This is a genomic window from Caulobacter sp. GW821-FHT09H08 (assembly GCF_059415885.1).
The window spans coordinates 271,621-295,771 of record NZ_JBWKOC010000005.1 but is presented as its reverse complement, the minus strand read 5'-3'; the positions used below and the strand labels follow the sequence as shown (position 1 = coordinate 295,771).

Genomic DNA, 24,151 nt, shown 5'->3' with positions numbered 1-24,151 from the left:
GCTACGGAGCCGGCTTGTAGCCCGTCTCGACCTTCAGATACGCGATGAGGTCGACCCGGTCCTTCGGATCCTTGAGGCCGGCGAACGTCATCTTGGTGCCCGGCATGAAACCGCGCGGATCGGCCAGCCACTTGTCCAAGTGCTCGGCGTCCCAGGTGAAGCCCGCAGCCTTCACGGCGTCCGAATAGCTGTAGCCGGCCTTCGAGCCGACCTTGCGGCCGAACACGCCGTAGAGGTTCGGACCGGTCAGGTCCGGACCGCCCTCGGTGATGGTGTGGCACGAGCGGCAGAGGGCAAACTTGCTCTGGCCGTTCGACAGGTCGCCGGTGTTGTAGGGAGCGGGGAGGGCGGCCAGGGCCGCGGCTTTCTCGGCGTCGGTCGGGGTCGCGGCGGCGGGCGCATCGGCCGGCGCCGAGGCGGGGGCCTCGCCCGAGCTGCCGCCATCCTTCGAACATGCCGAAACGGTCAGGCAGAGGGCGGCGAAGGCGGCCAGTTTCAACGTACGCATGAGGGTCCCCGACAGACGTTTCGTCGCACGGTCTGCGACGGCGCGACGCATTGTAACCCCTTATAAAATCTGGCCCCGCCGCTTGTCACGTAACAATGGTACTTAAGCGAAGCTTGGCCGGAGGGGCTGCGACAATTGACGGTATCTACGTGATTCTCTTGGTGAAAAGTGGAATCGCAAACCGTGGGTCTGCACATAACTATTTGACGGTCGTTAACCATAAACCTTACCCATTTCCTCACGGAGCGGGCTGGCTCCGGGCAGGGCTGGAAAACAAGATCATGGACTGGAGCGAAGAACGCACCGCGACGCTCAAGAAGCTGTGGCTCGAGGGTCTCAGCGCGAGCCAGGTGGCCCGACAGCTGGGCGGCGTCAGCCGCAGCGCCGTCATCGGCAAGGTGCACCGTTTGGGCATCACCGTCCGCGAAACCCCCGTCCGTCAGCGGGCGACCTCGGTCCGCTCGCCGTCGCGGATCGTTCGCCAGCGTCCGACCCGTGAAACCACGGCCGCCCCCCACGTCGCCCCGCGCTTCGAGCGCACCGAGGAAGACCTGCTGCCGACCTCGGGCATCCTGGAACTGGGCGTCCACTCGTGCCGCTGGCCGATCGGCAATCCGGAAGGCGACGACTTCGGCTTCTGCGGTCGTCCCAAGCTGACCGCTCGCGGCTCGTACTGCGAGCAGCACACGGCCGGCGCCTTCCGCCGCCTCGCCACCGGCGCCGCGGTCGAAGCTTGGGCCCTGAAGGGCGTCAAGGAAAAGCGCGTTCAGCCGAGCCTGTTCTAGGCGCTTCTCCCGAACGTCCCCGACCGTCTTTCCCTCTTCCTCGAGATCACCGAGTAGCTCCCATGAACATGGTCCTGATCGAGAACGCCGCCGGCAGCAGCCAAGTGATCACCATCATCGAGGAGTTCGCCGGCCACTCGGTGTCGCGCGACCTGAACCCCGGCGACCACGCCAGCATCCCGGTCACCCAGTTCAAGTCGATCACCGTGCGCGAAACCTATCCCGACGACTGGTTGACCCGCGGCCGCAACCGCAACCGCGCCGCCGCCGACGCCTGAGGAAGCTTGAGCAAACCGATTGCGCCCATACGGTGAAAATGCGGCGGAAGTCGCGTTTGTTAACGGAAATTCCCGGATAGATTGAAAGTTATGACCCCGCGAAGCCTTTCGCGGGGTTTTTCGTTTCCGCAAACGATACCGCAGATTGCGTGGCCATTAACCTTATGACACACAGATCGCCGTTTTGTGGGGACGGAAACGACAATGGTTGAGGGGGATGAGCGCGCCGACGTGGCGGAAGACCACGCGCTGCCGTTGCCGAGCTATCTCAGCTACCTGCTTTACCAGACCGAACAGCACCGCCGGGCGGTGGCGGCGGACCTGCTGGCGCAGCATGGCCTGACCTTCGCCAAGTGGGTGGCGATGATCTCGCTGCGTCGGTTCGGCGACCTGTCGATGACCCGGCTGGCCAAGCTGGCGGCGACGGACCGCACGACCTTGACCCGCTCGATCGACAGCCTGATCGCCGAAGGCCTGGTGGCGCGCGGCGTCTCGCCCAGCGACCGCCGCATCGTGGTGGTCTGCCTGACCGACACCGGCCGCGCCCTGCTCGAGAAGATCCGCGCCGAGATCCGTCCGCTGAACCGCGAGATCTGCGGCAACCTGACGACGGAAGAGCAGGCGGCCATGACCCGCTACCTGCAGAAGATGTTGTCCGGCCTGATCGGCGAGCCCGACTGGCAGCAGGACGTCATCGGGTTCTCCGCGCCGGCGCCGCCGGAGACGGCTTGAGCCGCGAAACCTCGCCCTTCGACAGGCTCAGGGTGAGGTTTCTACTGAACGGTCGTTGGAAATAGTCCTCACCCTGAGCTTGTCGAAGGGCGAGGGCGGCCCCTCAGTCGTCGAACTTCACCCGTCCGCGCCCGGACTTTACCGTTCCGCGCTTGGCCTTGCCATCCAGCCGCTTGAGCTTGCTGGAATAGGTCGGCTTCGTTGGCCTTCGCGGCTTGGGCTTCTCGGTCGCCCGGCGGATGAGGTCGACCAGGCGTTCCTGGGCGTCCTGGCGGTTCATCTCCTGCGAGCGCGAGCCCTGCGAGAACAGGATCAGCACCCCGTCCTGGGTCAGGCGGCTGCCGGCCAGGGTCTCCAGCCGCGCCTTCACGTCGTCGGGCAGGTAGGGCGAGTTGCGGACATCGAACCGCAACTCGATGGCGGTCGAGGTCTTGTTGACGTGCTGGCCGCCGGGGCCCGAGGCGCGGGTGGCCTTCCAGACCAGTTCGTCCTCGTCGATCCGCAGCCAGGAGGTGATCTCGATCATCGCGGGCATGAGGCTAGCGGGGCGCCGCGCGCTTGGCCTTGACCACCAGCTGGTCCAGCGCCTGCAGGAAGCGCGAGCGGTCGGCGTTGGCGAAGGCGGCCGGGCCCTTGGTGACCTCGCCCATCGAGCGCAGGTGCTCGCCGATCGAGCGCGAGGCCAGGGCCGAGCCGATCATGTCGGCCGAGAACACCCGTCCGTTCGGCGCCACGGCCGCGCCGCCGGCCTTCAGCACGCGGTCGGCCAGGGGAATGTCGTTGGTCACCACCACGTCGCCAGGACCGCAGCGCTCGGCGATCCAGTCGTCGGCGACGTCCGGGCCGGCGTCGACCACGATCTGCTCGATCACCGGCGTCAGCGGGACACGGATCCAGCTGTTGGAGACGACGAAGGTCTTGAAGCCGTGACGGGCCGCGACCTTGTAGGCCTCGTCCTTCACGGGGCAGGCGTCGGCGTCGATGAAGAGGGTGGCGGCCATCGCGCGGAACCTGGGGAAGCTGGTGCCGGTTGCAGGGATTGAACCCGCGACCTTCGGTTTACAAAACCGCTGCTCTACCGCTGAGCTAAACCGGCGTTTCACGGGTCGATGACCCGAGGTCAGGGCTTATGCCGTTTGCCGGGGCGGACGGCAAGGGTGGCTAAAGATCGAACCGCACCCCCTGGGCCAGGGGCAGCGCGCCCGAATAGTTCACCGTCGCGGTCTGGCGGCGCATGTACTGCTTCCAGCTGTCGGAGCCGCTCTCGCGGCCGCCGCCGGTTTCCTTCTCGCCGCCGAACGCGCCGCCGATCTCGGCGCCCGAGGGGCCGATATTGACGTTGGCGATGCCGCAGTCGCTGCCGGCGGCCGACAGGAAGGCTTCGGCCTCGCGGACGTCGTTTGTCATGATGCAGGAGGACAGGCCCTGCGGGACGTCGTTCTGGATCGCCAGGGCGCCCTCGAACGACGTGTACGGAACAACGTGCAGCAGCGGCGCGAAGGTCTCGCGCTGCATGCAGGCGGTGGCCGCCGGCAGGCGGGCCAGGGCAGGGCGGACGTAATAGGCGTCCGGATGCTCGTCGATCAGCAGGCGCTCGCCGCCACTGACGGCGCCGCCCTCGGCGCGGACCTGGTTCATGGCCTCGACGAAGGCGTCGTAGGCGGCCTTGTCGATCAGCGGGCCGAGCAGGGTCTTGGGATCGCGCGGGTCGCCGACCGGCAGGCGCTGGAAGGCCGTGTCGACCGCGTCCGCGACCTTGTCGACCAGGCTTTCGTGCACGACCAGCCGGCGCAAGCTGGTGCAGCGCTGGCCCGCCGTGCCGGCCGCCGAGAAGACGATGGCGCGCAGGGAGAGCGACAGGTCCGCCGACGGCGTAACGATCATGGCGTTGTTGCCGCCCAGTTCCAGGATCGAGCGGCCGAAGCGCGCGGCGACCAGGGGGGCGACGGTCTTGCCCATGCGGGTCGAGCCGGTGGCGCTGACCAGGGCGATGCGCGGGTCGCGAGCCAGGCGCTCGCCGGCGTCGCGGCCGCCCTGGATCACAGCGCAGAGGCCGTCGGGCGCGTCCTCGAACCGCTCCAGGGCGCGCTGCAGGATGGCGTGGGTAGCCAGGGCCGTGAGCGGCGTCTTCTCGGACGGCTTCCAGATCACCGGATCACCGCAGACCAAGGCGAGGCAGGCGTTCCAGGCCCAGACGGCGACCGGGAAATTGAAGGCGCTGATCACCGCGACGGGACCCAGCGGGTGCCAGGTCTCGCGCATGGCGTGGCCGGGGCGCTCCGACGCTATGGTCAAGCCGTGCAGCTGACGCGACAGGCCGACGGCGAAGTCGCAGATGTCGATCATCTCCTGGACCTCGCCGGCCGCCTCGGAGGCGATCTTGCCGGCCTCCAGGGTGACCAGGGCGGCGAGGTCGGCCTTGGCGGCGCGAAGTTCCTCGCCGAACAGCCGGACCAGCTCGCCCCGGCGCGGGGCGGGGACGACACGCCAGGCCTCGAATGCGTGGCAGGCGGCGGAAACCTTGGAGCCGATCTCGCGGGCGTCGTCGAAGGCCACATGGGTCAGGACAGCGCCGTCGATCGGGCTGCGGATCGGCTGGCCGCCATCGGCCGGCTGCGCGGGCACGCCCAGCTTGGCCAGGAGCTCGCGGGCATGGGCGTCGGGAGTCGGGAAGGACTGGCTCATGACGGGAGCACACGCCGGGTAGGGGAGGTGGTCAACCCCTCAGCGTTGCGAGTCTCGCCTCCAAAGGCTAGGGACGGGCAACGCAGGAGAACGACCATGGCGCAGGGCAAACTCATCGACGGCAAGGCCTTCGCGGCCGATCTGCGGGCCAAGATCGCCGTGGAGGTCGCGGCGCTGAAGGCTGAACATGGGATCACCCCCGGACTGGCCGTCGTGCTGGTCGGTGAGGATCCTGCCAGCCAGGTCTATGTCCGCAACAAGGGCGAGCAGACCGAAGCCGCTGGCATGTACTCCGAGACCCACCGCCTGCCGGCCGAGACCACCCAGGACGAGCTCTTGGCCGTGGTCGCCAAGCTCAACGCCGATCCGAAGATCCACGGTGTGCTGGTCCAGTTCCCGGTGCCGGCCCATATCAGCCAGATGGACGTCGTGGCCGCCCTGTCGCCCGACAAGGACGTCGACGGCCTGACCGTGGCCAATGCCGGCCGCCTGGCCAGCGGCCTACCGGCCCTAGCGCCCTGCACGCCGACGGGCTGCATGATGCTGTTGAAGGACGTGATCGGCGACCTGACGGGCAAGAACGCCGTCGTGATCGGTCGCTCGAACCTGATGGGCAAGCCGATGGCCCAGTTGCTGCTGGCCGCCGACTGCACGGTGACCATCGCCCACTCGCGCAGCCAGGACCTGCCGGGGATCGTCCGGCAAGCCGACATCGTCGTCGCCGCCGTCGGCCGGGCCGAGATGGTCAAGGCCGACTGGGTGAAGCCCGGCGCGGTGGTGATCGACGTCGGCATCACCCGCTTCCCGGCCCGCGACCCGGAAGCCGCGGCGGCGGGCAAGACCCGGCTTGTCGGCGACGTCGCTTTCGACGAGGTTCGGGAAGTCGCCGGCGCGGTCACGCCGGTTCCGGGGGGCGTTGGACCGATGACGATCGCTTGCTTGCTGGCCAATACCGTGACGGCGGCCAAACGCCTGTCGGGGATCGCTTAGTGCGGGGGGCGCTGGTTCTCGCCGCCTCCGCCCTGATCCTGGCCGCCTGCGGGCCCAAGGTTCCACCGACGCCGACGCCCGAACAGGCCCTGGCCCTGCGCCCGGCCGACGCCAAGCTCTCGGCGCTCTACGAGACCTCTTGCCACGCGTGCCACGCCATCCCAGACACGGGCGCGCCGCTGGTCCATGACCGCGCCGCCTGGGACCCGCGCTGGAAGCAGGGCGAGCAGGTTTTGCTCGACCACGCCATCCAGGGCTTCAACGCCATGCCGGCCACCGGTCAGTGCGCGACTTGCACGCCGGCCGATTTCCAGGGTCTGATCCGATTCATGGCGGGGCGCGAAGACTCGGCCAAATAGGCGAGGCGGCTACATGATCTCCAGGCGCGGGGCCCTGATCGCGGGCGGAACGGGAGCAGCGGTGGTCGCTGGCGGCGCGGGCGCGGCCTATGTGGTCGCCACCGGAGACAAGCCCGAACCCACGGCCCCGGCCTCGGTCAACGCCCAGGGCAAGCTGCTCTGGCGCAACTGGTCGGGTATCCAGAACGCCTATCCGTCCGCTCGCCTGGGACCCAAGGACGAGGGCGAGCTCGCCACCGCCCTGAAGGTCGCCCAGGCGCCGATCCGGCCCGTGGGCTCGGGCCACTCGTTCACCGCCTTGGCCCCGACCGACGGGACCCTGATCTCGCTGGACGCCATCGCCGGGGTGGTCGGCTGGGAAGGCGACGAGGCGATCGTCCGCACCGGCACCCGGCTCGGCGCTCTGGGCCCGCTGTTGGCCGAGAAGGGCCGGGCGCTGCCGAACCTGCCCGACATCAACAAGCAGTCGCTGGGCGGAGCCCTGGGCACCGCCACCCATGGCACGGGCGAGAAGATCCGCGCCATCCATGGCGACGTCACGGGCCTGCGGCTGGTCACCCCTTCAGGCAAGATCATCGACGCCGACGCGGCGAAGAACCCTGAGATCTTCCAGGCCGCCAAGGTCTCGCTGGGCGCGCTGGGCGTCATCACTCAGGTGCGGATCAGAACGAGCGCCAACCGCCGCCTGCGCCGCAGGGTCTGGCTGGAGCCCTTCGACGAGGCCCTGGCCAAGGCCGACGCGCGCTGGGCTCAGCACCGGAACTTCGAGTTCTACGCCGTGCCGTTCACGGGCCTGGCCGCCAATATCAGCCACGACGAGACCGACGATCCGGCCGAGGCCCGTGGCCCCGACCAGGACGTCGAGTTCCTGCAGGCCCTGAAGGGGCTGCGCAACCTGCTGGGCTTCGCCACGCCGCTGCGCAAGGCGGCCGCCAAGGCGCTGCTGTCCTCGGCCAAGCCCGAGACGGCTGTCGACGAGGGCTGGAAGCTGCTGTCGACCGAGCGGCCGGTGCGCTTCAACGAGATGGAATTCCACCTGCCGGTCGAGAACCAGCTGAAGGCGCTGGCCGAAGTGGTGGCGACCATCGAGAAGGAACGTCCGGACGTCTTCTTCCCCATCGAGGTACGCCGCATCGCGCCGGACGACGCCTGGCTGTCGCCCTTCCAGGGCGGACCGCGCGGCTCGGTGGCGGTGCACGCCTATTACCGCGACGACTTCAGCTTCCTGTACGAGCTGATCGAACCGATCTTCCGCCGCTACGACGGCCGGCCGCACTGGGGCAAGCTGCATACCCTGCGCGGGCAACAGCTGGGCGCGATCTATCCGCGTTGGAACGACTTCCTGGCCGTGCGCCAGGAACTGGACCCGGAAGCCCGGATGCTCAATCCGTACCTGAAAGGCCTGTTCGGCCTGACGTGACGAGCGTGGTTAGGCCGCGGCGTTGCCGAGATAGTCGGCGACGCGGGATTCCAGCTCGGTCGACAGGGCCTTGCCCACCGGATGGGTGTCGACCTTGATGTCGTCGCGGACGCAAGCCTTGATCGCGTCGATGTGCGCGTCGACCAGGAACATCGGCGCCTGGAGGCGGGTGTCCGGATCGTCGATCAGCTTGCAAAGCGAAGCGGCCAGACGCGTGATGAGCGGGAACTCGTAGGTCGCGCCCAGGCCCTTCAGGTCGTGAGCCCGCAGATAGAGGGTCTCGACCGTTTCGGCGTTCAGGCCTTCGGCGCGCACAGCCTGGCGGGCGGCTTCGAGCTTGACGATCTCGTCGTTCAGCCATGCGGCGAAGTTGCCCGACAGGCTCTTCAGCGCGGCCTCGGCCTTGGCGATCGCGGCCATGTCGATACCACCACGTCCGCCCACCTTGAGCTTCAGCATGTTCGGCACCTGGATCACCTCAGCGGTGTTCTTGTTCGTCACGATTCGCCTCCCCAGCGGCGGATAGTTGGGAACCGGTAACATAGCAGGCGTTAATATTGGATGAGACCGGAGTTTCTGCGACCCAACGTCTCAGGTGGAAACTCAAGCCGAGAACTGCTCGGCCAGAACTCTTTCCTCCAGGCTGCGCCCCGCATCGAAAAGCATCGACAGCGAGGTGCCGCGATCCTCGGAAATGTGGACCTCGATGACGTCGCGGACCTCGAAATTGTCGGCCACCGCCGAGACGGGGCGCTTGTCGGCTTCCAGCACCTCGAACGTCACCCGCGCCGATTGCGGCAGCAGGGCTCCGCGCCAGCGGCGAGGGCGGAAAGCGCTGATCGGGGTGAGGGCCAACACCTGGCCGTCGATCGGAATGATCGGGCCGTGGGCGGACAGATTGTAAGCCGTCGAGCCGGCGGGCGTGGCCAGCAGGGCCCCGTCGCAGACCAGCTCGCCCATCCGCACCTTGCCGTCGATGGAGATGCGCAGCTTGGCCGTCTGGCGAGTCTGGCGCAGCATCGAGACTTCGTTGATCGCCAGGGCCCGATGCTGAACCCGGCGCGCATCGATCGCGACCATGGCCAGCGGATGGATGACGGCGCGCTCGGCGGCGTTGATCCGCTCCAGCAGGCCATCCTCGCTGTACTCGTTCATCAGGAAGCCGACCGAGCCGCGGTTCATGCCGTAGATCGGGGTCTGGCTGGCGATCGAGTCGTGCAGGGTTTCCAGCATGAAGCCGTCGCCGCCGAGGGCGACGATGACCTGGGCGTTGTCGCCCGCATCGCCATAGCGCTCGATCAGTCGCTCTCGTCCCTCGATGGCCTCGGGCCGGTCGCTGGACCGGAAACCCAGGCGAGTCACGAAGGGTTGCGCTTGGTACATGGCGCCAAGAGGCGTGAAGCCCCCAGGTTTGTCAAAGGGGCTTGTGGGACAGGGCCTGTCAGGCCGTGCCGACGGCCTGGCGGAAGGCCATGCCGGCGATGTCCGGCGTGAAGGGGCCGAAGGCGCTGGCGGCGCGGCGCACGCCTTCGTCGCCGCCGCCCGGACGGCCGCCGTTCAGCTGGCGGACGTGTTCCAGGATGGTCGGGAAGACGCTGCGGTCGATACCCACGGCCGAGCAGGCCAGGGCCAGCAGTTCGGGACGGCCGCTGTCGAGGGCGCGACGGATCTGGGCGGCCTCGAATTTACCCAGGCGCGCCAGGGCCAGGACGAACAGCGGCAGGCGGCCTTCGCGCAGGACGCGCAACAGGTAACCGGGCCGAAGCTGTCCAGCGGAGTCGAGCTTCTCGATCAGCGAGCGCTCCATGTCCTCGCGGTCCTCGTCCTGCTCGACGGGGCCGATCTCGGGATCGGATTCGCCGCGATGGGCCGCGCGCAGGGCCTCGTCGACGGCGGCCTGCATCTTGGTCGGATCCAGCTGGAAACGGCCGGTGAGGGCGTCGCGCAGCGTGCGGCCGACCAGCAGATAGAGCTGCTCGGCCAGGTCGCTGGACAGTTTCGGATGCCGGGCCAGGGGCGAGCGCAGGGCGACGACCTCGCGCGAACGGTTCACCAGCTTGCCCATGGCGCCGGACGAGATGTCGGCGGTGTCGTTCGAGGCCAGGGCCGTCAGGACGGCGGGCTCGTCGCGCTCGATGATCGCCTCGACCACCGAGGCCTGCAGCTTCGGCCGGCGGGCGATCTCGATCTGGTGTTCCAGCGTGGCCTGGACCAGCAGGCGGATCAGGTCGTGATCCTGCAGCACGGGACTGCGGGCGATGATCGGGCGGGCGATCTCGATCTCGTCGAGGGCCATGATGTTGATCAGGGCCGAGGGGGCCCAGTCGGCGTCGGCCAGGCGTTCGGACAGGCGGCGGCGGATGTCGCGCTCGGCCTCGACCACCAGGGTCATGAAGATAGAATTCAGAAGGGCCTGGATGTCGGGATGGGTCGGCTCGCCGCTGGCCTGGCCGGCCTCGCACAGATCGACGATCCCCGTGAGCAGACGCTCCCGGTCCCCTGGCTCGCGGCTGCGGGCCAGTTTCATCAGCGATGCGATCTCGACGGCTTGGATGGTCCCGCCTCCTCGAATCCGGAAGACCGGACGAGGATGACCTTGCTGCCCCCAAATGAAAACATGCTTAAACAGGGCAAGGACACGGACGCCGTTTGGCGCGGCGAGATGTCGCAAGCTTGAGTGGAGGATGCGTAGTTGGCTCAAGACCTGATCCTGGCCCTCGACCAGGGTACGACCAGCACCCGGGCCATCCTGTTCGATCGCGCCGGCCAGCCGCTGGCCGAGGCCTCGCGGCCGCTGCGTCAGAGCTATCCCGCCGACGGCTGGGTCGAGCATGACGCAGAGGAGATCTACGCCGCCTGCGTCGCGGTTCTGCGCGAGACGGCCGAGACCTCCGGGCGCGCCGCCGACATCGCCGCGATCGGGATCACCAACCAGCGCGAGACGGTGGTGATCTGGGACAAGGCGACCGGCCGGCCGATCCATCCGGCCATCGTCTGGCAGGACCGCCGCACCGCCGACGTCTGCGCCAAGTTGAAGGCCGAGGGCCATGAGCCGCGCGTCACCGAGCTGACCGGCCTGCTGCTGGACCCGTACTTCTCGGCCACCAAGATCGCCTGGATCCTCGACAAGGTCCCGGGCGCGCGGGCCAGGGCCGAGGCGGGCGAACTGCTCGCCGGCACGATGGACTGCTGGGTGATCTGGCGGCTGACGGGCGGGGCGGTCCACGCGACCGACGCCACCAACGCCTCGCGGACCCTGCTGTTCGACATCGGCGCCCAGGCCTGGTCGGACGCGATGCTGGACCTGTTCAACGTGCCGAGCGCCCTGCTGCCCAAGGTGCTGGACTGCGTTGACGACTATGGCGCCTCGCAGGCCCAGGTGCTGGGACGTGAGGTTCCGATCCGGGGCGTGGCCGGCGACCAGCAGGCGGCGCTGATGGGGCAGGGCTGCGTCGCCCCCGGCCAGATGAAGGCCACTTACGGCACCGGCTGCTTCATGCTGATCAATACCGGTGAAGAGCGGCCGATCTCTCGCTCGCGGCTGCTGACCACGGTGGCCGCGCGGGTGAATGGCAAGACCACCTACGCGCTCGAAGGCTCGATCTTCGTGGCGGGCGCGGCGATCCAATGGTTGGGTGAAGGACTGGGCATCACCGGCGGCCCCCGCGCCGCCGAAGCCTTGGCGCGAGCGGCCAAGGCCGATCACGGCGTCGTCGTCGTGCCGGCCTTCACCGGGCTCGGCGCGCCTTGGTGGGACGCCGGCGCGCGCGGCGCGATCTTTGGTCTGACACGCGACGCCGGTTTGCCGGAGATCGCGGCGGCCACATTCGATAGCTGCGCGCTCCAGAGCCGCGACCTGATCGAGGCCATGCGCGCCGACGCGGCCTCGGCCTTTGGCGAGGCGGCGCAACTGCGCATCGACGGCGGCATGTCCAAGAGCGCCTGGTTCTCGCAGCGCCTGGCCGACCTGACCGGCCTGCCGGTGCGCCGCGCCAGCTATCAGGAGACCACGGCCCTGGGGGCGGCCCTGTTCGCCGGCGTCGGGGCAGGGCTCTACGCCTCCGTCGAGGAAGCCGCCGAGGCCAGTCCGGCCGCCGAGACCCTGACGCCGGCGATCAAGGAGCATGCGCGGGAAGCCGCCTACGCCCGCTGGCTGGATGCGGTGCCGCGCGTCCGGTCCTGACGATCCCCGGTTGCGATGACATCGTTGTCATGGTCTCTAAGGTCTGACCAATCAGAAGCGGAGACCGCCATGACCACCCGACGCACCCTGCTGAGCGCCGGTGTCGCCCTGATCGCCGGAGGACGATCGATCGCCGAGGCCGCCGCGCCGGCCTATCCCAAGATCGGCCGCATCCGTCGCCTGTCGCCCGAGCTGGACGCGATCATCGACGCCAATGCGCCCATCGAGCAGATCGCGGATGGGATCGCCTGGGCCGAGGGCCCGGTCTGGCATTGGGAAGGCCAGTACCTGCTGTTCTCGGACGTGCCAGGCAACGTCATGTATCGCTGGAGCGCCAAGACCGGGAAGACGGTGTTCCTGAAGCCGTCCGGCTATGACGGCCCGCCGACCAAGATCTTCCGCGAGGCGGGTTCGAACGGCGCGACCATGAGCCTAGCCGGCGAGCTGGTGATCTGCGACTGCGGCAACCGCAGCCTGGTCAAGCTCGATCTGGAGACCAGGAAGAAGACGGTCCTGGCGTCCAGCTACAACGGCAAGAAATTCAACAGCCCCAACGATGTGGTCGAACGGCGCGGTCCGGAGGGCGTGCGAGGCTCGTTCTACTTCACCGATCCGCCCTACGGCCTGGAGGGGCTGGACGCCTCGCCCGCCAAGGAGATGCGGTTCAACGGTGTCTATCTGGTGCGCCCGAACGGCGAGGTGGCGCTGGTCGACGACAAGCTTTCCTTCCCGAACGGCGTCGCCCTGTCGCCCGACAACAAGCGGCTCTACGTCTCGGTCTCGGATCCCAAGCGGCCGGTGATCATGGCCTATGACCTGGGCGCGGACGGTCTGCCCAAGTCGGCCAAGGTGTTCTTCGACGCCACCGAGCTGCAGAAGGCCGGCGGCCCGGGCCTGCCGGACGGCATGAAGGTGGACGGCGAAGGCCGCCTGTTCGCCAGCGGGCCGGGCGGCATCATGATCCTGACGCCGCAAGCTAAGTTGCTGGGTGTCATCGAGACTGGCGGTCCGGTCGCCAACTGCACGTTCGGCGACCGCGACGGCAAGACCCTGTACCTCACCTCTAACCACGTCGTGGCGCGCGTGCGCACCAAGACGGTCGGTCTGGTTCGATAGCGATGAATCCTCTCGCCAAACACGCCGTTCTGGCGGCTTTACTGCTGGCCCCCGGCCTGGCCTGCGCCCAACAGCAGATTTCGCTATGGCCCAATGGCGCGCCGGGGTTCGAAAGCCGCAAGGCGATCCCCGAGCAGGCCGCCGACTACTGGGTCAAGAGTGTCAACAACCCCTCGATCACCGCCTATCTGCCGCCCAAGGAACTCGCCAATGGCGCGGCCCTGATCGTGCTGCCGGGCGGTGGTCACGTGCGGCTGGTGATCACCTCCGAGGGCTCGGAAGTCGCCAAGCTGATGAATCCCAAGGGCATTGCGGTCTTCGTGCTGAAGTACCGATTGTTCCGCGAGGAAGGCTCGCCCTACACGATCGACCACTCGCGCCAGGATGCGGTCCGAGCCGTTCGCTACGTCCGCAGCCATGCGGCTGAGTTCGGCGTGGACCCCAAGCGGATTGGCCTGATGGGCTTCTCCGCCGGCGGCGAGACGGTGAACCTGGAGGTCTACCAGGGCGCGGCCAACGACCCGAAGACCGACGCCGTCGACGCGGCCAGCGCGCGGCCGGACTTCCAGGTCTTGGTCTATCCCGGACCGCTGGGCGTACCCGACAAGGTGCCGGCCGACGCGCCCCCGGCCTTCATGGTCGCGGCCAATGACGACGAGTGTTGCTCGGCGCCGCTGGTGGACCTGCTGCCCAAGTTCCGCGCCGCCAAGGTCCCGGTCGAGCTGCATCTCTACCAAGCTGGCGGTCACGGCTTCAATCTGGGCCTGCGGACCACCAAGGCCTCGGTCAAGGTCTGGCCGGACCGGCTGCTGGAGTGGATGGCCGACGGGGGCTGGCTGAAGCCCAGATAGAGTCTGCAGGAGCAGGCTCTATCTTCTTAAGCAGAGGCGCGTCTGGCGGCGAAACCGCACACACTTTCGCCTGACGCGCGCCCCCTAGGGGTTCTCGTCCAGATACGCCTTCACCCGCGCGAACAGCTCCTCGAACATCGGCGTCGTCAGGCGGCCGGTGTTCGTGTTGAGCCGCGAGCAGTGATAGCTGTTGAAGATCCGATAGGGGCCGGCCTGGAACTCCGAGCCATGGCCCGGAATTCCCGCCGAGGCCTTCAGGCCCAGGGTCTTCAGCACATTGCGCCGTGCGACGTCGCCCAGGGTGACGATGACCTTCAGGTTGGGGAACATGTCCAGCCGCGCCTTCAGGAACGGGCGGCAGTTGTTCTCCTCGGAGGTCTCCGGCTTGTTGCCGGGCGGGGCGCAGCGGACCGCGTTGGTCACGGCCGCACCGACCAGCTTCAGCGAGTCATCGGGCCGCGCCTCGAACTTGCCGATGGCGAAGCCGTACTTGATCAGGGTCTCGTAGAGTAGGGTCCCGGCATAGTCGCCGGTGAACGGCCGGCCGGTGCGGTTGGCGCCCTTGCGCCCCGGGGCCAGGCCCGCGACCAGCAGGCGGGCGTCTTTGTCGCCGAACGAGGGGGCCGGGCCGTTGAACCAGTCCGGATAGAGCTCCTGGTTCTCGCGGCGATAGGCCACCAGGCGCGGGCATAGCGGACAGTCGCGCGGCGGCTCGGCGGGGTTCGGGACGACTTCGCCGACGATGTTGGAGGGCTGGCTCATCTCAATACTCGTCGTCGGCTTCGCGTTCGGCGGGGGTGCGGTTGTCCGTGTACTGGCGGGGCGGGGCGCGCTGCGGGCGGCCGATGATGTTCCCCAGGTCGGCGAGGTCGACGAAGTTGTCGGCCTGGCGGCGCAGGTCGTCGCTGGTCATCGGCGGCTGGCTCTTCATGGTCGAGACCACGGTGACCCGGCGGCCCTTGCGCTGCACCGCCTCGACCACGGCGCGGAAATCGCCGTCGCCGGAAAACAGCACGAGGTGGTCGGCCGTTTCCGCGATCTGCAGCATGTCGACGGCGATCTCGATGTCCATGTCGCCGCGCCAGCGCTTGCGGCCCTGGCTGTCGGTGAATTCGCGCGCCGGCTTCGTGACCAGGGTGAAGCCGTTATAGTCCAGCCAGTCGACCAGCGGACGGATCGGCGAATAGTCGTCGTTCTCGGCGATCGCGGTATAGTAGTAGGCGCGGATCAGGATTCCCCGCTTTTTGAACTCGTCGAGGAGCTTGCGGTAGTCGATGTCGAAGCCCAGCGCCTTGGCGGCGGAGTAGAGGTTGGCCCCGTCGATGAACAACGCCAACCGGTCGGTCGGGTAGAAGGTCATGGGTAATCCCTTGAAAAATCAGCTCGATCGAAATGACTTGGACGAGGCCGTGATCGTGGCGCTCGGCTGCAATGTGGCGGGAGCCTACACGAGTCGCGAAGCCTTGTTGGAGGCCGCCCTGGCGGCGCTGGTCGAGGCGGGCCTGGAGCTCGTCACGCACTCGACGTGGTGGGCCTCGGCGGCTTGGCCCGACCCCAGCGGTCCCGAATATCTGAACGGCGTCGCCATCGTGAAGACGGCCCTGTCGCCGGCCGAGACGCTGGATGTGCTGCACGGGATCGAGGACCGCTTCGGCCGGGCGAGGGAAGAGGCCAATGCCCCGCGCACCCTGGACCTGGACCTCGTCGCCCACGGCCGGACGGTGCTCGAGGGCGACCTCGTCGTGCCGCACCCCCGCGCCCACGACCGGCTCTTCGTCATGGGGCCGTTGGTGGAGCTGGCCTCGGCCTGGGTGCATCCGGTCAGCGGCGAGCCGGCCTTCCGCCTGGCGGCCAATGCGACCGTGGGGCGCGACGCACGCTCCATTGCCAAAGTTTAATCCCCGCCCGGCGCGAGCGGCGCCCATAGTCCGGCCAAATTTCCGCACCAAGCGTCCGGGGGGACGCCCAAAGGATCCGCTCACATGACCTTCACCCGCTCGCTGCTCGCCTGCGCCGCCGCCTGCGCGCTGCTGACCGCCGCGCCCGCCGCCTTCGCCCAAGTCAAAAGCGGCGTCGACCTGACCTCGATCGACAAGACGATCAAGCCCGGCGACGACTTCTGGACCTACGCCAACAACGAATGGATCAAGACCCACCCGATCCCGGCCGACCGCAGCCGCTATGGCATCACCGCGGTCATGGTCGAGGAGGCCAGCAAGCGCACCGTCGACCTGATCCAGGACGCCGCCAAGGGCGGTAGCGGCGACGGCAAGCGGGTCGGCGACTACTACGCCAGCTACATGGACGAGGCCGGCATCGAGGCGAAGGGCGTCACGCCGCTGAAGGCGGATCTCGCCCGCATCGCCGCCATCAAGGACAAGAAGCAGCTGGCGACCGTGCTGGGCGGCAATGTCCGCGCCGATGTCGACGCCTTGAACGCCACCGACTTCTACACCGACAACGTGCTCGGCCTGTGGGTCTCGCCGTCGTTCGACGACACCAGCAAGTACGCGCCGTTCCTGTTGCAGGGCGGCCTGGGCATGCCCGATCGCGAATACTACGTCTCGGACAAGGCCTCGATGGTCGAGGCGCGGACCAAGTATCTGGCCCACGTCGAGAAGATCCTGACCCTGGGCGGCGTGGCCGACGCGGCCGCCAAGGCCAAGGCGATCGTGGCCCTGGAAACCCAGCTGGCCCAGGCCTCGGGCACCCGCGCCGACAGCGCCGACGTCCAGAAAGCCAACAACAGCTGGACCCCGGCTGACTTCGCCACGAAGGCCCCGGGCCTCGACTGGACCGCCTTCTTCGCCGCCGCCAAGCTGTCGGGCCAGCCGCGTTTCATCGTCTGGCATCCGACGATGGTCGCGGGTCTGGGCAAGGCCGTGGTCGGCGTCTCGCTCGACACCTGGAAGGACTACCTGACCTTCCACCTGCTGGACCACTACAGCAACGTCCTGCCAAAGGCGTTCGTCGACGAGCGCTTCGCCTTCTACGGCCAGGCCCTGCAAGGCACGCCGGCCCTGTCGCCGCGCTGGAAGCGGGCGGTGAACTCGACCAACGCCGTGTTGGGCGAGGCGGTCGGTAAGCTCTATGCCGACAAGTACTTCTCGGCCCAGGCCAAGGCTGAGGTGACGGCCATGGTCGACAACATGAAGGTCGCCTTCGAGAAGCGCATCGACGGTCTGGACTGGATGGACGCCAAGACCAAGGCCGAGGCGCGCAAGAAGGTCGCCGTGCTGAAGGTCGGCGTCGGCTATCCCGACACCTGGCGTGACTATTCGACCTATTCGGTGGTGCGCGGCGACGCCTTCGGCAACGTCAAGCGCTCGGAGCAGTTCGACTACGCCACGGCCCTGGCCAAGCTGGGCAAGGCGGTCGATCGCGGCGAGTGGGTGATGACCCCGCAGACGGTCAACGCCGTGAACCTGCCGATGCTGAACGGCCTGAACTTCCCGGCCGCCATCCTGGCCCCGCCGAACTTCGACCTGAACAACGACGCGGCCGCCAACTACGGCGCGACCGGTGCCACGATCGGCCACGAGATCAGCCACAGCTTCGACGACCAGGGCGCCCAGTTCGACAGCCAGGGCCGTCTGCGCAACTGGTGGACCGACGCCGATCTGGCCCACTTCCAGAAGGCGGGCGAGGCCCTGGCCGACCAGTTCGACACTTACAAGCCGTTCCCCGATCTGGCCGTGAACGGCAAGCAGACGCTGAGCGAGAACATCGCTGACGTCGCCGGCCTGGGCGCGGCGCTGGATGCCTATCACGCCTCGCTGAAGGGCAAGCCCGCGCCGGTGATCGACGGCCTGACCGGCGACCAGCGCTTCTTCCTGGCCTACGCCCAGAGCTGGCTCGGCTATGCGCGTCCGGCGGCCCTGCGCCAGCAGATCATCACCGACGGCCACGCGCCGGACCAGTACCGCGCCTTTACCGTGCGCAATCTCGACGACTGGTACGCGGCGTTCGACGTGAAGCCGGGCGACAGCATGTATCTGCCGCCGGAGAAGCGCGTGAAGGTCTGGTAGGCGCGCGCTGCCTAAAGGGTAGACTTTGACTTGCGAAGCGGGCATAAGCGCCCGCTCGCAAAAGCTGATGTTTCGCGCGACATTGCGTGTCGCCGCACGGAAGCCTATTTTGCGATTGCTAATCGGCAGCCCGAGGAACTCATGGCCCGCGTCACCGTCGAAGATTGCGTCGAGAAGGTTCCGAACCGCTTCTCGCTGGTCCTGCTCTCGGCGCACCGCGCCCGTGGCATCTCGGCCGGCGCGGCTCTGATGGTCGACCGCGACAACGACAAGAACCCGGTCGTCGCCCTGCGCGAGATCGCCGACGACGTCATCGACCACGAGGCTCTGAAGGAACACCTCATCAGCACGCTGCAACGCGTCGATGAGCACACCGAAGCCGAGGAAGAGGCCGAGACCCTGGCCCTGCTGGCCGATCCGAGCCACATGCAGATGAGCGAGCTGGAACTGGTCCGCGCTCTGCAGAGCGACCGCGACGGTGGTCAGGAGGAGCGGTACTGAGCCCCGAAGGCGCAGACCCTCTGACCCTGGAAGCGGTCGAACAGACCGCTTCACCCCAACGCGCGCCCGATGCCGAATCGGGCGCGTCGCCGTCTCAGGCCCCTGCCGAGCCGACGCCCAGCGCGGTCAAGCCGCGCAAGTTCCTTCGCCAATACGAACTGATCGAGCGGGTCCACGCCTATGACCCGACGGCCGACGAGGCCCTGCTGAACCGCGCCTATGTCTACGCCATGCGCATGCACGGCTCGCAGACCCGGGCCAGCGGTGACCCGTACTACGCCCACCCGATCGAGGTGGCGGGCATTCTCACCGAGTACCGGCTGGACACCGCGACCATCGTCACGGCCCTGCTGCACGACGTGATCGAGGACACCCCGGTCACCAAGGAAGAGATCGCCAAGCTGTTCGGCGACGAGATCGGCGAGCTGGTCGAGGGCGTCACCAAGCTTTCCAAGCTGGAACTGCAGGCCGAGCACACGCGCCAGGCCGAGAACCTGCGCAAGTTCATCCTGGCCATCTCCAAGGACGTCCGCGTCCTGCTGGTGAAGCTGGCCGACCGCCTGCACAACATGCGGACGCTGCACTTCATCAAGAACCAGGCGAAGCGCGAGCGCATCGCCCGTGAGACGCGTGACATCTACGCGCCGCTGGCCCGCAACATTGGCTGCCATCGCATCTGTATCGAGCTGGAAGAGCTCAGCTTCCAGCACACCAACCCCGTGGCCCGGGACGCCATCCTGCGCCGTCTGGATACGCTGCGCGAAGAGCAGGGCGGGGCGGTGGCTCTGGTCAGCCAGGAAATCGCCGCGCGCCTGGAATCGTCGAACCTGCCGGCCCGCGTCTTCGGCCGCGAGAAGTCGCCCTATTCGATCTGGCGCAAGCTGCAGCGCAAATCGATCGGCTTCTCGCAGATGTCCGATATCTACGCCTTCCGCGTGATCGTCGACAGCGAGGAAGACTGCTACCGCGCCCTGGGCGTCGTGCACCGGGCCTGGTCCAGCGTGCCCGACCGTTTCAAGGACTACATCTCGACGCCGAAGCGGAACAACTACCGCTCTCTGCACACCACGGTCGTGGGTCCGCGCGGTATGCGCATCGAGATGCAGATCCGCACCGAGAACATGGATCGCGTCAACGAAGAGGGCGTCGCCGCCCACTTCCGCTACAAGGACGCCTCCTACGGCCTCGATCTGGAAGGCATGGAGGCGGCCGGCGGTCGCGATCCGCTGGCCAACCTGCGCCAGCTGGTCCAGGTGCTGGAACACGGCGGCGACAGCGAGGAACTGGTCGAGCACGCCAAGCTCGAGATGTTCCTCGACCAGGTGTTCGTCTTCACCCCCAAGGGCAAGCTGGTCAGCCTGCCGCGCGGGGCCATGCCGCTGGACTTCGCCTATGCTGTCCACACCAGCGTCGGCGACACCTGTATCGGCGTGAAGATCAATGGGGAGCTGAAGCCGCTGCGCACCCCGCTGGTCAATGGCGACGTGGTCGAGGTGGTGCGTGGCTCCAAGCCGGTCGTGCCGCCGGACTGGCGCTCGCTGACGGTCACGGGCCGTGCCCGTTCGGCCATCCGTCGCCACATCCGCCAGACGGAAAAGGAAGAGTTCCTGCGCCTGGGTCGGGCTTCGCTGGAGCAGGTCTTCGAGCGCGCCGGCAAGAAGCTGAAGGACGTGTCGCTGCGGCCGATCCTGGAGCGCTTCGCCCTGGAGAGCGACGAGACGCTGTTCGACGCCGTCGGGCGCGGCCGGGTCTCGCCCAGCCAGGTGCTGGAGACCGCCTATCCGGGCATGAAGGATTCCGAGCGCGAGGCCGCCACGGCCCGTCGCAAGATCGAAGGTGGCCAGGAAGCCGCGAGCCTCTATGTGCGCGGTGGTGGCCTGACGCCGGGCGTTTCGCTGCACTTCGCCCACTGCTGCAGCCCGGTGCCGGGCGACCGCATCGTCGGCATCCTGCGCGAGGACGGTGAGGGCCTGGACGTCCACACCATCGACTGCCCGCGCTTGGCCGAGTTCGAGGACCACGAAGAGCTCTGGCGCGACCTGAACTGGACGCCCGAGGCCGAGCGCTCGACCATCTCGCTGACCCGCCTGCACGCCACCATCCAGAACGCCCCGGGCGTGCTGGGCCTGGTCTGCACCATCATCGGTGAGGCCGGCGGCAACATCGTCAATCTGCGCATGCATCACCGGCAGAGTGACTTCTTCGACACCGACATCGACGTCGAGGTCCGGGACGCCAAGCACCTGACCAACATCCAGGCCGCCCTGCGCGCCTGTCCGTCGGTCGAGACCGTGGATCGGACGCGCGGCTAGATGAGCGACATGAACGAGGACGACTTGGAGCTGGTCCAGGCGTGCGTGAGCATCGAGCCCGAGAACGACTTCGAGCTCGACGACGATCCCTGGCAGCACCTGTCGGAACTGGTGGCGGAAGAGCCCAAGCGAGGCTTCGCCGTGGTGACCGAGATCGCCCGCCGCAGCGGCGACATCACCACCCTGTCAGGTTTGGGCGAAGGCCCGATCGAGGAACTGCTCGAAGCCAATCCGGCCATGGTCGACGCGGTGATCGAGGAAGCGCGGCGCTCGCCGGGCTTCCGCATCGCCCTGGGCTTCGCCTGGACCGGCGGCCTGGGCCGCGCCGACCAGCTGAAGCTGAACCACCTGCTGAAGAACTAGGGCGGATCGACATTCAAGTCTGCAGGGCCGTCCCCGCCCTTCGACAGGCTCAGGGTGAGGACTACTGTTTGCTCAGCGTTTCAGTAGAAACCTAACCCTGAGCTTGTCGAAGGGCGGGGTTTCGGTTCCTCAGCCTACAACGTTGATCCGCCTAAGCGCCGCCACCGCATCGATGCTTCCCGCCGTCATCGGCGAGGGCAGGGCGTCCAGCGCGAACCAGCCCCATTCGTGGATGGCGTGAGCCTCCTGGATCACCGGCTCGCCCTCGAAGCTTTCGACGGCATAGGTGATCGCCACCCAGTGGTAGTCCGGCGCGACCATGTCGGTGACGGCCAGCACGCGGCCGGCCTTGATGGTGATGCCCAGCTCTTCGTTGATCTCGCGCTCGGCGCACGAGCGAGCAGCCTCGCCCCAGTCCAGCTTGCCGCCGGGCACGCCCCAGTGGTCGGCCTCGGGGTTCTTGACCCGCTTGACCAGCAGCAGTCGGCCTTGAGCGTCGAGGATGGCAGCGCCGCAGCCGACGCGAGGACGTTGAGGTTCTTCGGTCATGGGGCGCGGTAAAACCTGAAACGCTTCTGTGAGCAAGCCGGCGCTTGAAGACTCGGCCGGCTGGGCTATACGCAGCGCTCATGACCAACGATGACGTCCTCGACGAATTCCGCGCCGCAGGGGCCCTGCGCGAAGGCCACTTCGTGCTGTCCAGCGGCCTGCACAGCCCGGTCTTCCTGCAGAAGAACCTGGTGTTCATGCGCCCCGAGCGCTGCGAGCGGCTCTGCAAGGCCCTGGCCGAGAAGATCATCGCCACGGTGGGCCAGGTCGATGTCGCGGTCTCGCCCGCCGTCGGCGGCATCATCCCCGGCTATGAGACCGCCCGTCACCTGAACGTGCCGTCGATCTATGTCGAGCGCGAGGGCGGCAGCTTCAAGTTCCGTCGCGGCTTCCACCTGGAGCCCGGCCAGAAGGTCGTGATGGTCGAGGACATCGTCACCACCGGCCTGTCGTCGCGCGAGTGCATCCAGTCGATCATCGACGCCGGCGGCGACGTCGTGGCCGCCGCCTGCATCGTCGACCGCTCGGGCGGCAAGGTCGATGTCGGCGTGCCGCTGATCTCGCTGTGCAGCCTGGAAGTCCCGGCCTATCCGGCCGACGCTCTGCCGCCGGAGCTGGCCGCGATCCCGATCGAGGATCCGGGCAGCCGCCGGCTGCGGTAGGCGCTTCGAAACCTCGCCCTTCGACAAGCTCAGGGTGAGGTTTCTACTGATCGGCCGCCAAAAATAGTCCTCACCCTGAGCTTGTCGAAGGGCGGGGACGGGCCCTCCGCGCCAGCTACTTCACCCCCGCCGGCGGCGTCAGCTGCTTGACCGGCCAGGCGATGCCCAGCTGCTCCAGATAGGTCTCGTACTTGTCGGGGTCGTAGTAGTACTTCTTCATCTCGGGCCGGAAGGTCGCCATGATGTTGGCGTTGATGCTGGTCTGCGGCTTGTCCGTGGCCGAGAGCATCGGCACGTACTTCTGCGTCTTGGTCTGGACGTCGGTGAAATAGGCCTTCGAGTCCGCCAGCAGCTTGGGCTGGGTCAGCAGGTCCAGCGCCGTCATCGCCACCACCTTCGAGCCCGCGACCACGCCCTTGTGGGCGATCGGCGTGGCCATCGAGATGGCGTTGGCCCAGTGGTGGCCCGGCAGGTCGGGGATGTTCGACGGATAGTTGATGGTGATCGTGGGCATGATCCACGAGATGTCGCCGATGTCGTCCGAGCCGCCGCTTTCGGGCTTCTCCTCGGGGGCTTTGAGGCCCTTCAGCTTGACGTCCAGGCCCTCTTGCTTGGTGGAGCCGACGTTCTTCTGCACGGCCTTGGCGAAGGCCTGCTCGTCGTCGCTCCACTTGGGCAGGCCGACCAGGTCGATGTTCTTCTGCGCCGCCTCGGCCATCGGGCGGTTGAAGTGGCGCGGCGCGGCCGTGCCGACCACGGCGCTGTCGACCGTGGTGTCGGTCATCTCGGCGGCGGCCTTGGCGATCTTCGTGCCGATCGCCCAGTTCTTCTTGATCGCGTCGAAGCTCTGCTCGCGGAAATAGTACCAGACGGTCGCCTCGGACGGCACGACGTTGGGCTGGTCGCCGCCGTCGACGATCACGTAGTGCGAGCGCTGCTCGGGCTTCAGGTGCTCGCGGCGCATGTTCCAGCCCATGTCCATCAGCTCGACGGCGTCCAAGGCGCTGCGGCCGCGCCAGGGCGCGCCGGCCGAGTGGGCGGACTCGCCGTGGAAGCTGTACTTCACCGAGACGAGGCCCGTGCCCGACGGCTGGCCCCAGGCCGTCTGCAGGTTCGAGCCGACGTGGGTGAAGATGGTGGCGTCGACGCCGCTGAACACGCCGTCGCGAACCATATAGGCCTTGCCGGCCACCAGCTCCTCGGCCACGCCCGGCCACAGGACCAGGGTGCCGGCGATGTTCTGCTTGGTCATCACGTCCTTGACCGCCAGGGCGGCCACGACGTTCAGGGCCTGGCCCGAGTTGTGCCCCTCGCCATGGCCCGGCGCGCCCGGGATGATCGGATCGTGCCAGGGCACGCCCGGTTTCTGCGAGGCCTTGGGGATGCAGTCGATATCGCTACCCAGGGCGATGGTCGGGCCGCCCGTTCCGTTGGTCCAGGTCGCGGTCCAGGCGGTCGGGATGCCCGAGACGCCGCGCTTGATGGTGAAGCCGTTCTGCTCCAGCACCTGGGTGATGTAGGCCGAGGTCTCGGTCTCCTGGAAGCCCAGCTCGCCGAACGAGAAGATCTTGTCGTTCATGACCTGGGCCAGCTTGGTCCGGCTCTCGACACCGGCGACGGCGTCGGCCTTCAGGGCTTTAAGCTTGCCGGCCGAGATTTCGGCGCTGCTCGCGCCGCTCGCCAGGGCGATGGCGAGAACACCCGCCGTCGCGGCGAACCAGGTCTTGTTCGAGATCATCACGTCCCCTCGGAATTCAGGGGGCAGACGATTGGGCGCCGGTGAAGCTTTGTCCATGCGCGGCCCTGGCGCCGTCGCCGGAAATTCCCAC

General features: G+C 67.7%; 26 protein-coding genes and 1 tRNA gene. 15 read left to right on the top strand and 12 right to left on the bottom strand.

Going from position 1 to position 24,151, the window contains the following annotated elements; genetic code table 11:
- Nucleotide 1 precedes the first annotated feature (1 nt).
- Nucleotides 2-508, bottom strand: a complete 507-nt coding sequence (locus tag AC07NN_RS19240; RefSeq protein WP_494644724.1) for a c-type cytochrome — start codon at nucleotides 506-508, stop codon at nucleotides 2-4.
- Nucleotides 509-789: 281 nt separating this feature from the next.
- On the opposite strand from AC07NN_RS19240, the gene AC07NN_RS19235 reads away from it, so the two are divergent.
- From AC07NN_RS19235 to AC07NN_RS19225, 3 genes are all read left to right on the top strand, one after another.
- Nucleotides 790-1,293, top strand: coding sequence for a GcrA family cell cycle regulator (locus AC07NN_RS19235; protein ID WP_494644719.1), 504 nt, complete (start codon nucleotides 790-792; stop codon nucleotides 1,291-1,293).
- A gap of 62 nt (nucleotides 1,294-1,355) precedes the next feature.
- Nucleotides 1,356-1,571: a hypothetical protein gene (locus tag AC07NN_RS19230; RefSeq protein WP_494644715.1), complete on the top strand. Its 216-nt coding sequence runs from the start codon at nucleotides 1,356-1,358 to the stop codon at nucleotides 1,569-1,571.
- Nucleotides 1,572-1,775: 204 nt separating this feature from the next.
- Entirely contained in the window at nucleotides 1,776-2,303 is a 528-nt protein-coding gene (locus tag AC07NN_RS19225; RefSeq protein WP_494644712.1) for a MarR family winged helix-turn-helix transcriptional regulator, read from the top strand.
- Between the two features lie 103 nt (nucleotides 2,304-2,406).
- On the opposite strand, the gene arfB is transcribed toward AC07NN_RS19225, so the two are convergent.
- The 4 genes from arfB to amaB form a co-directional block, all read right to left on the bottom strand.
- Nucleotides 2,407-2,838, bottom strand: a complete 432-nt coding sequence (gene arfB / locus AC07NN_RS19220) for an alternative ribosome rescue aminoacyl-tRNA hydrolase ArfB (protein WP_494644709.1) — start codon at nucleotides 2,836-2,838, stop codon at nucleotides 2,407-2,409.
- Between the two features lie 4 nt (nucleotides 2,839-2,842).
- Nucleotides 2,843-3,304 (bottom strand): YaiI/YqxD family protein, encoded by a 462-nt coding sequence (locus tag AC07NN_RS19215; protein WP_494644705.1) that lies wholly within the window; start codon nucleotides 3,302-3,304, stop codon nucleotides 2,843-2,845.
- A gap of 20 nt (nucleotides 3,305-3,324) precedes the next feature.
- Nucleotides 3,325-3,399: transfer RNA gene (locus AC07NN_RS19210), tRNA-Thr, on the bottom strand.
- 65 nt (nucleotides 3,400-3,464) lie between these two features.
- A complete protein-coding gene (amaB, locus tag AC07NN_RS19205) occupies nucleotides 3,465-4,988 on the bottom strand; it encodes an L-piperidine-6-carboxylate dehydrogenase (RefSeq protein ID WP_494644701.1) in 1,524 nt (507 codons plus the stop codon).
- Nucleotides 4,989-5,084: 96 nt separating this feature from the next.
- Here amaB and folD point away from each other — a divergent pair, with 96 nt between their 5' ends.
- From folD to AC07NN_RS19190, 3 genes are read left to right on the top strand one after another with little or no spacing between them, the layout of a single operon-like run.
- Nucleotides 5,085-5,978 carry a bifunctional methylenetetrahydrofolate dehydrogenase/methenyltetrahydrofolate cyclohydrolase FolD gene (gene folD / locus AC07NN_RS19200; RefSeq protein WP_494644696.1) on the top strand — a complete coding sequence of 298 codons (894 nt, stop codon included), beginning with the start codon at nucleotides 5,085-5,087 and terminating at the stop codon, nucleotides 5,976-5,978.
- Entirely contained in the window at nucleotides 5,978-6,337 is a 360-nt protein-coding gene (locus tag AC07NN_RS19195; protein WP_494644690.1) for a c-type cytochrome, read from the top strand. The genes folD and AC07NN_RS19195 overlap by 1 nt, the downstream gene beginning before the upstream one ends.
- A 13-nt stretch (nucleotides 6,338-6,350) precedes the next feature.
- Nucleotides 6,351-7,757 (top strand): D-arabinono-1,4-lactone oxidase, encoded by a 1,407-nt coding sequence (locus AC07NN_RS19190; RefSeq protein ID WP_494644687.1) that lies wholly within the window; start codon nucleotides 6,351-6,353, stop codon nucleotides 7,755-7,757.
- Nucleotides 7,758-7,766: 9 nt separating this feature from the next.
- Here AC07NN_RS19190 and AC07NN_RS19185 read toward each other — a convergent pair whose 3' ends face one another.
- The 3 genes from AC07NN_RS19185 to AC07NN_RS19175 all read right to left on the bottom strand — a co-directional run bounded on the left by AC07NN_RS19185 (nucleotide 7,767) and on the right by AC07NN_RS19175 (nucleotide 10,284).
- Entirely contained in the window at nucleotides 7,767-8,258 is a 492-nt protein-coding gene (locus tag AC07NN_RS19185; RefSeq protein ID WP_494644684.1) for an Hpt domain-containing protein, read from the bottom strand.
- A 102-nt stretch (nucleotides 8,259-8,360) separates the two neighbouring features.
- Complete coding sequence (locus AC07NN_RS19180) at nucleotides 8,361-9,140, bottom strand: NAD kinase (protein WP_494644677.1); 780 nt, start codon at nucleotides 9,138-9,140, stop codon at nucleotides 8,361-8,363.
- A 58-nt stretch (nucleotides 9,141-9,198) separates the two neighbouring features.
- Nucleotides 9,199-10,284, bottom strand: a complete 1,086-nt coding sequence (locus AC07NN_RS19175) for a DUF2336 domain-containing protein (protein WP_494644669.1) — start codon at nucleotides 10,282-10,284, stop codon at nucleotides 9,199-9,201.
- Nucleotides 10,285-10,449: 165 nt separating this feature from the next.
- Here AC07NN_RS19175 and glpK point away from each other — a divergent pair, with 165 nt between their 5' ends.
- From glpK to AC07NN_RS19160, 3 genes are all read left to right on the top strand, one after another.
- On the top strand, nucleotides 10,450-11,940 hold the full coding sequence (gene glpK, locus AC07NN_RS19170) for a glycerol kinase GlpK (RefSeq protein WP_494644667.1): 1,491 nt from the start codon (nucleotides 10,450-10,452) through the stop codon (nucleotides 11,938-11,940).
- Between the two features lie 69 nt (nucleotides 11,941-12,009).
- Complete coding sequence (locus tag AC07NN_RS19165) at nucleotides 12,010-13,056, top strand: SMP-30/gluconolactonase/LRE family protein (RefSeq protein ID WP_494644662.1); 1,047 nt, start codon at nucleotides 12,010-12,012, stop codon at nucleotides 13,054-13,056.
- 2 nt (nucleotides 13,057-13,058) lie between these two features.
- The gene (locus AC07NN_RS19160; protein WP_494644657.1) at nucleotides 13,059-13,907 is read left to right on the top strand and encodes an alpha/beta hydrolase; all 849 of its coding nucleotides are present in this window, start codon (nucleotides 13,059-13,061) and stop codon (nucleotides 13,905-13,907) included.
- An 84-nt stretch (nucleotides 13,908-13,991) separates the two neighbouring features.
- Here AC07NN_RS19160 and AC07NN_RS19155 read toward each other — a convergent pair whose 3' ends face one another.
- Both AC07NN_RS19155 and AC07NN_RS19150 read right to left on the bottom strand, forming a co-directional pair.
- On the bottom strand, nucleotides 13,992-14,669 hold the full coding sequence (locus tag AC07NN_RS19155; RefSeq protein WP_494644652.1) for a uracil-DNA glycosylase: 678 nt from the start codon (nucleotides 14,667-14,669) through the stop codon (nucleotides 13,992-13,994).
- Nucleotide 14,670: 1 nt separating this feature from the next.
- A complete protein-coding gene (locus AC07NN_RS19150) occupies nucleotides 14,671-15,267 on the bottom strand; it encodes a LabA-like NYN domain-containing protein (RefSeq protein ID WP_494644650.1) in 597 nt (198 codons plus the stop codon).
- 49 nt (nucleotides 15,268-15,316) lie between these two features.
- Here AC07NN_RS19150 and folK point away from each other — a divergent pair, with 49 nt between their 5' ends.
- The 5 genes from folK (at nucleotide 15,317) to AC07NN_RS19125 (ending at nucleotide 21,111) form a co-directional block, all read left to right on the top strand.
- Nucleotides 15,317-15,805: a 2-amino-4-hydroxy-6-hydroxymethyldihydropteridine diphosphokinase gene (gene folK, locus AC07NN_RS19145; protein WP_494644648.1), complete on the top strand. Its 489-nt coding sequence runs from the start codon at nucleotides 15,317-15,319 to the stop codon at nucleotides 15,803-15,805.
- 84 nt (nucleotides 15,806-15,889) lie between these two features.
- Entirely contained in the window at nucleotides 15,890-17,935 is a 2,046-nt protein-coding gene (locus AC07NN_RS19140) for a M13 family metallopeptidase (RefSeq protein WP_494644644.1), read from the top strand.
- Nucleotides 17,936-18,076: 141 nt separating this feature from the next.
- Nucleotides 18,077-18,436: a DNA-directed RNA polymerase subunit omega gene (rpoZ, locus tag AC07NN_RS19135; protein WP_047413437.1), complete on the top strand. Its 360-nt coding sequence runs from the start codon at nucleotides 18,077-18,079 to the stop codon at nucleotides 18,434-18,436.
- Nucleotides 18,437-18,462: 26 nt separating this feature from the next.
- On the top strand, nucleotides 18,463-20,748 hold the full coding sequence (locus AC07NN_RS19130; protein WP_494645028.1) for a RelA/SpoT family protein: 2,286 nt from the start codon (nucleotides 18,463-18,465) through the stop codon (nucleotides 20,746-20,748).
- Entirely contained in the window at nucleotides 20,749-21,111 is a 363-nt protein-coding gene (locus AC07NN_RS19125; RefSeq protein ID WP_494644641.1) for a DUF6869 domain-containing protein, read from the top strand.
- A 129-nt stretch (nucleotides 21,112-21,240) separates the two neighbouring features.
- Here AC07NN_RS19125 and AC07NN_RS19120 read toward each other — a convergent pair whose 3' ends face one another.
- Entirely contained in the window at nucleotides 21,241-21,660 is a 420-nt protein-coding gene (locus AC07NN_RS19120; protein ID WP_494644638.1) for an NUDIX domain-containing protein, read from the bottom strand.
- 80 nt (nucleotides 21,661-21,740) lie between these two features.
- On the opposite strand from AC07NN_RS19120, the gene pyrE reads away from it, so the two are divergent.
- Nucleotides 21,741-22,322, top strand: coding sequence for an orotate phosphoribosyltransferase (pyrE, locus tag AC07NN_RS19115; protein WP_494644636.1), 582 nt, complete (start codon nucleotides 21,741-21,743; stop codon nucleotides 22,320-22,322).
- Nucleotides 22,323-22,437: 115 nt separating this feature from the next.
- Here the strand turns inward: pyrE and AC07NN_RS19110 are convergent, their stop codons facing one another.
- Complete coding sequence (locus tag AC07NN_RS19110) at nucleotides 22,438-24,060, bottom strand: M20 family metallopeptidase (RefSeq protein ID WP_494644634.1); 1,623 nt, start codon at nucleotides 24,058-24,060, stop codon at nucleotides 22,438-22,440.
- Nucleotides 24,061-24,151 lie beyond the last annotated feature (91 nt).

Coding starts and splice junctions, on each gene's coding strand:
- AC07NN_RS19155 (WP_494644652.1), bottom strand. CDS start 14,669: ATGAGCCAGCCCTCCAACATCGTCGGCGAAGTCGTCCCGAACCCCGCC.
- pyrE (WP_494644636.1), top strand. CDS start 21,741: ATGACCAACGATGACGTCCTCGACGAATTCCGCGCCGCAGGGGCCCTG.
- AC07NN_RS19235 (WP_494644719.1), top strand. CDS start 790: ATGGACTGGAGCGAAGAACGCACCGCGACGCTCAAGAAGCTGTGGCTC.
- AC07NN_RS19125 (WP_494644641.1), top strand. CDS start 20,749: ATGAGCGACATGAACGAGGACGACTTGGAGCTGGTCCAGGCGTGCGTG.
- AC07NN_RS19215 (WP_494644705.1), bottom strand. CDS start 3,304: ATGGCCGCCACCCTCTTCATCGACGCCGACGCCTGCCCCGTGAAGGAC.
- AC07NN_RS19150 (WP_494644650.1), bottom strand. CDS start 15,267: ATGACCTTCTACCCGACCGACCGGTTGGCGTTGTTCATCGACGGGGCC.
- AC07NN_RS19160 (WP_494644657.1), top strand. CDS start 13,059: ATGAATCCTCTCGCCAAACACGCCGTTCTGGCGGCTTTACTGCTGGCC.
- amaB (WP_494644701.1), bottom strand. CDS start 4,988: ATGAGCCAGTCCTTCCCGACTCCCGACGCCCATGCCCGCGAGCTCCTG.
- AC07NN_RS19190 (WP_494644687.1), top strand. CDS start 6,351: ATGATCTCCAGGCGCGGGGCCCTGATCGCGGGCGGAACGGGAGCAGCG.
- AC07NN_RS19240 (WP_494644724.1), bottom strand. CDS start 508: ATGCGTACGTTGAAACTGGCCGCCTTCGCCGCCCTCTGCCTGACCGTT.
- AC07NN_RS19230 (WP_494644715.1), top strand. CDS start 1,356: ATGAACATGGTCCTGATCGAGAACGCCGCCGGCAGCAGCCAAGTGATC.
- arfB (WP_494644709.1), bottom strand. CDS start 2,838: ATGCCCGCGATGATCGAGATCACCTCCTGGCTGCGGATCGACGAGGAC.
- AC07NN_RS19120 (WP_494644638.1), bottom strand. CDS start 21,660: ATGACCGAAGAACCTCAACGTCCTCGCGTCGGCTGCGGCGCTGCCATC.
- AC07NN_RS19110 (WP_494644634.1), bottom strand. CDS start 24,060: ATGATCTCGAACAAGACCTGGTTCGCCGCGACGGCGGGTGTTCTCGCC.
- AC07NN_RS19225 (WP_494644712.1), top strand. CDS start 1,776: ATGGTTGAGGGGGATGAGCGCGCCGACGTGGCGGAAGACCACGCGCTG.
- AC07NN_RS19175 (WP_494644669.1), bottom strand. CDS start 10,284: ATGAAACTGGCCCGCAGCCGCGAGCCAGGGGACCGGGAGCGTCTGCTC.
- folD (WP_494644696.1), top strand. CDS start 5,085: ATGGCGCAGGGCAAACTCATCGACGGCAAGGCCTTCGCGGCCGATCTG.
- AC07NN_RS19140 (WP_494644644.1), top strand. CDS start 15,890: ATGACCTTCACCCGCTCGCTGCTCGCCTGCGCCGCCGCCTGCGCGCTG.
- AC07NN_RS19180 (WP_494644677.1), bottom strand. CDS start 9,140: ATGTACCAAGCGCAACCCTTCGTGACTCGCCTGGGTTTCCGGTCCAGC.
- AC07NN_RS19165 (WP_494644662.1), top strand. CDS start 12,010: ATGACCACCCGACGCACCCTGCTGAGCGCCGGTGTCGCCCTGATCGCC.
- rpoZ (WP_047413437.1), top strand. CDS start 18,077: ATGGCCCGCGTCACCGTCGAAGATTGCGTCGAGAAGGTTCCGAACCGC.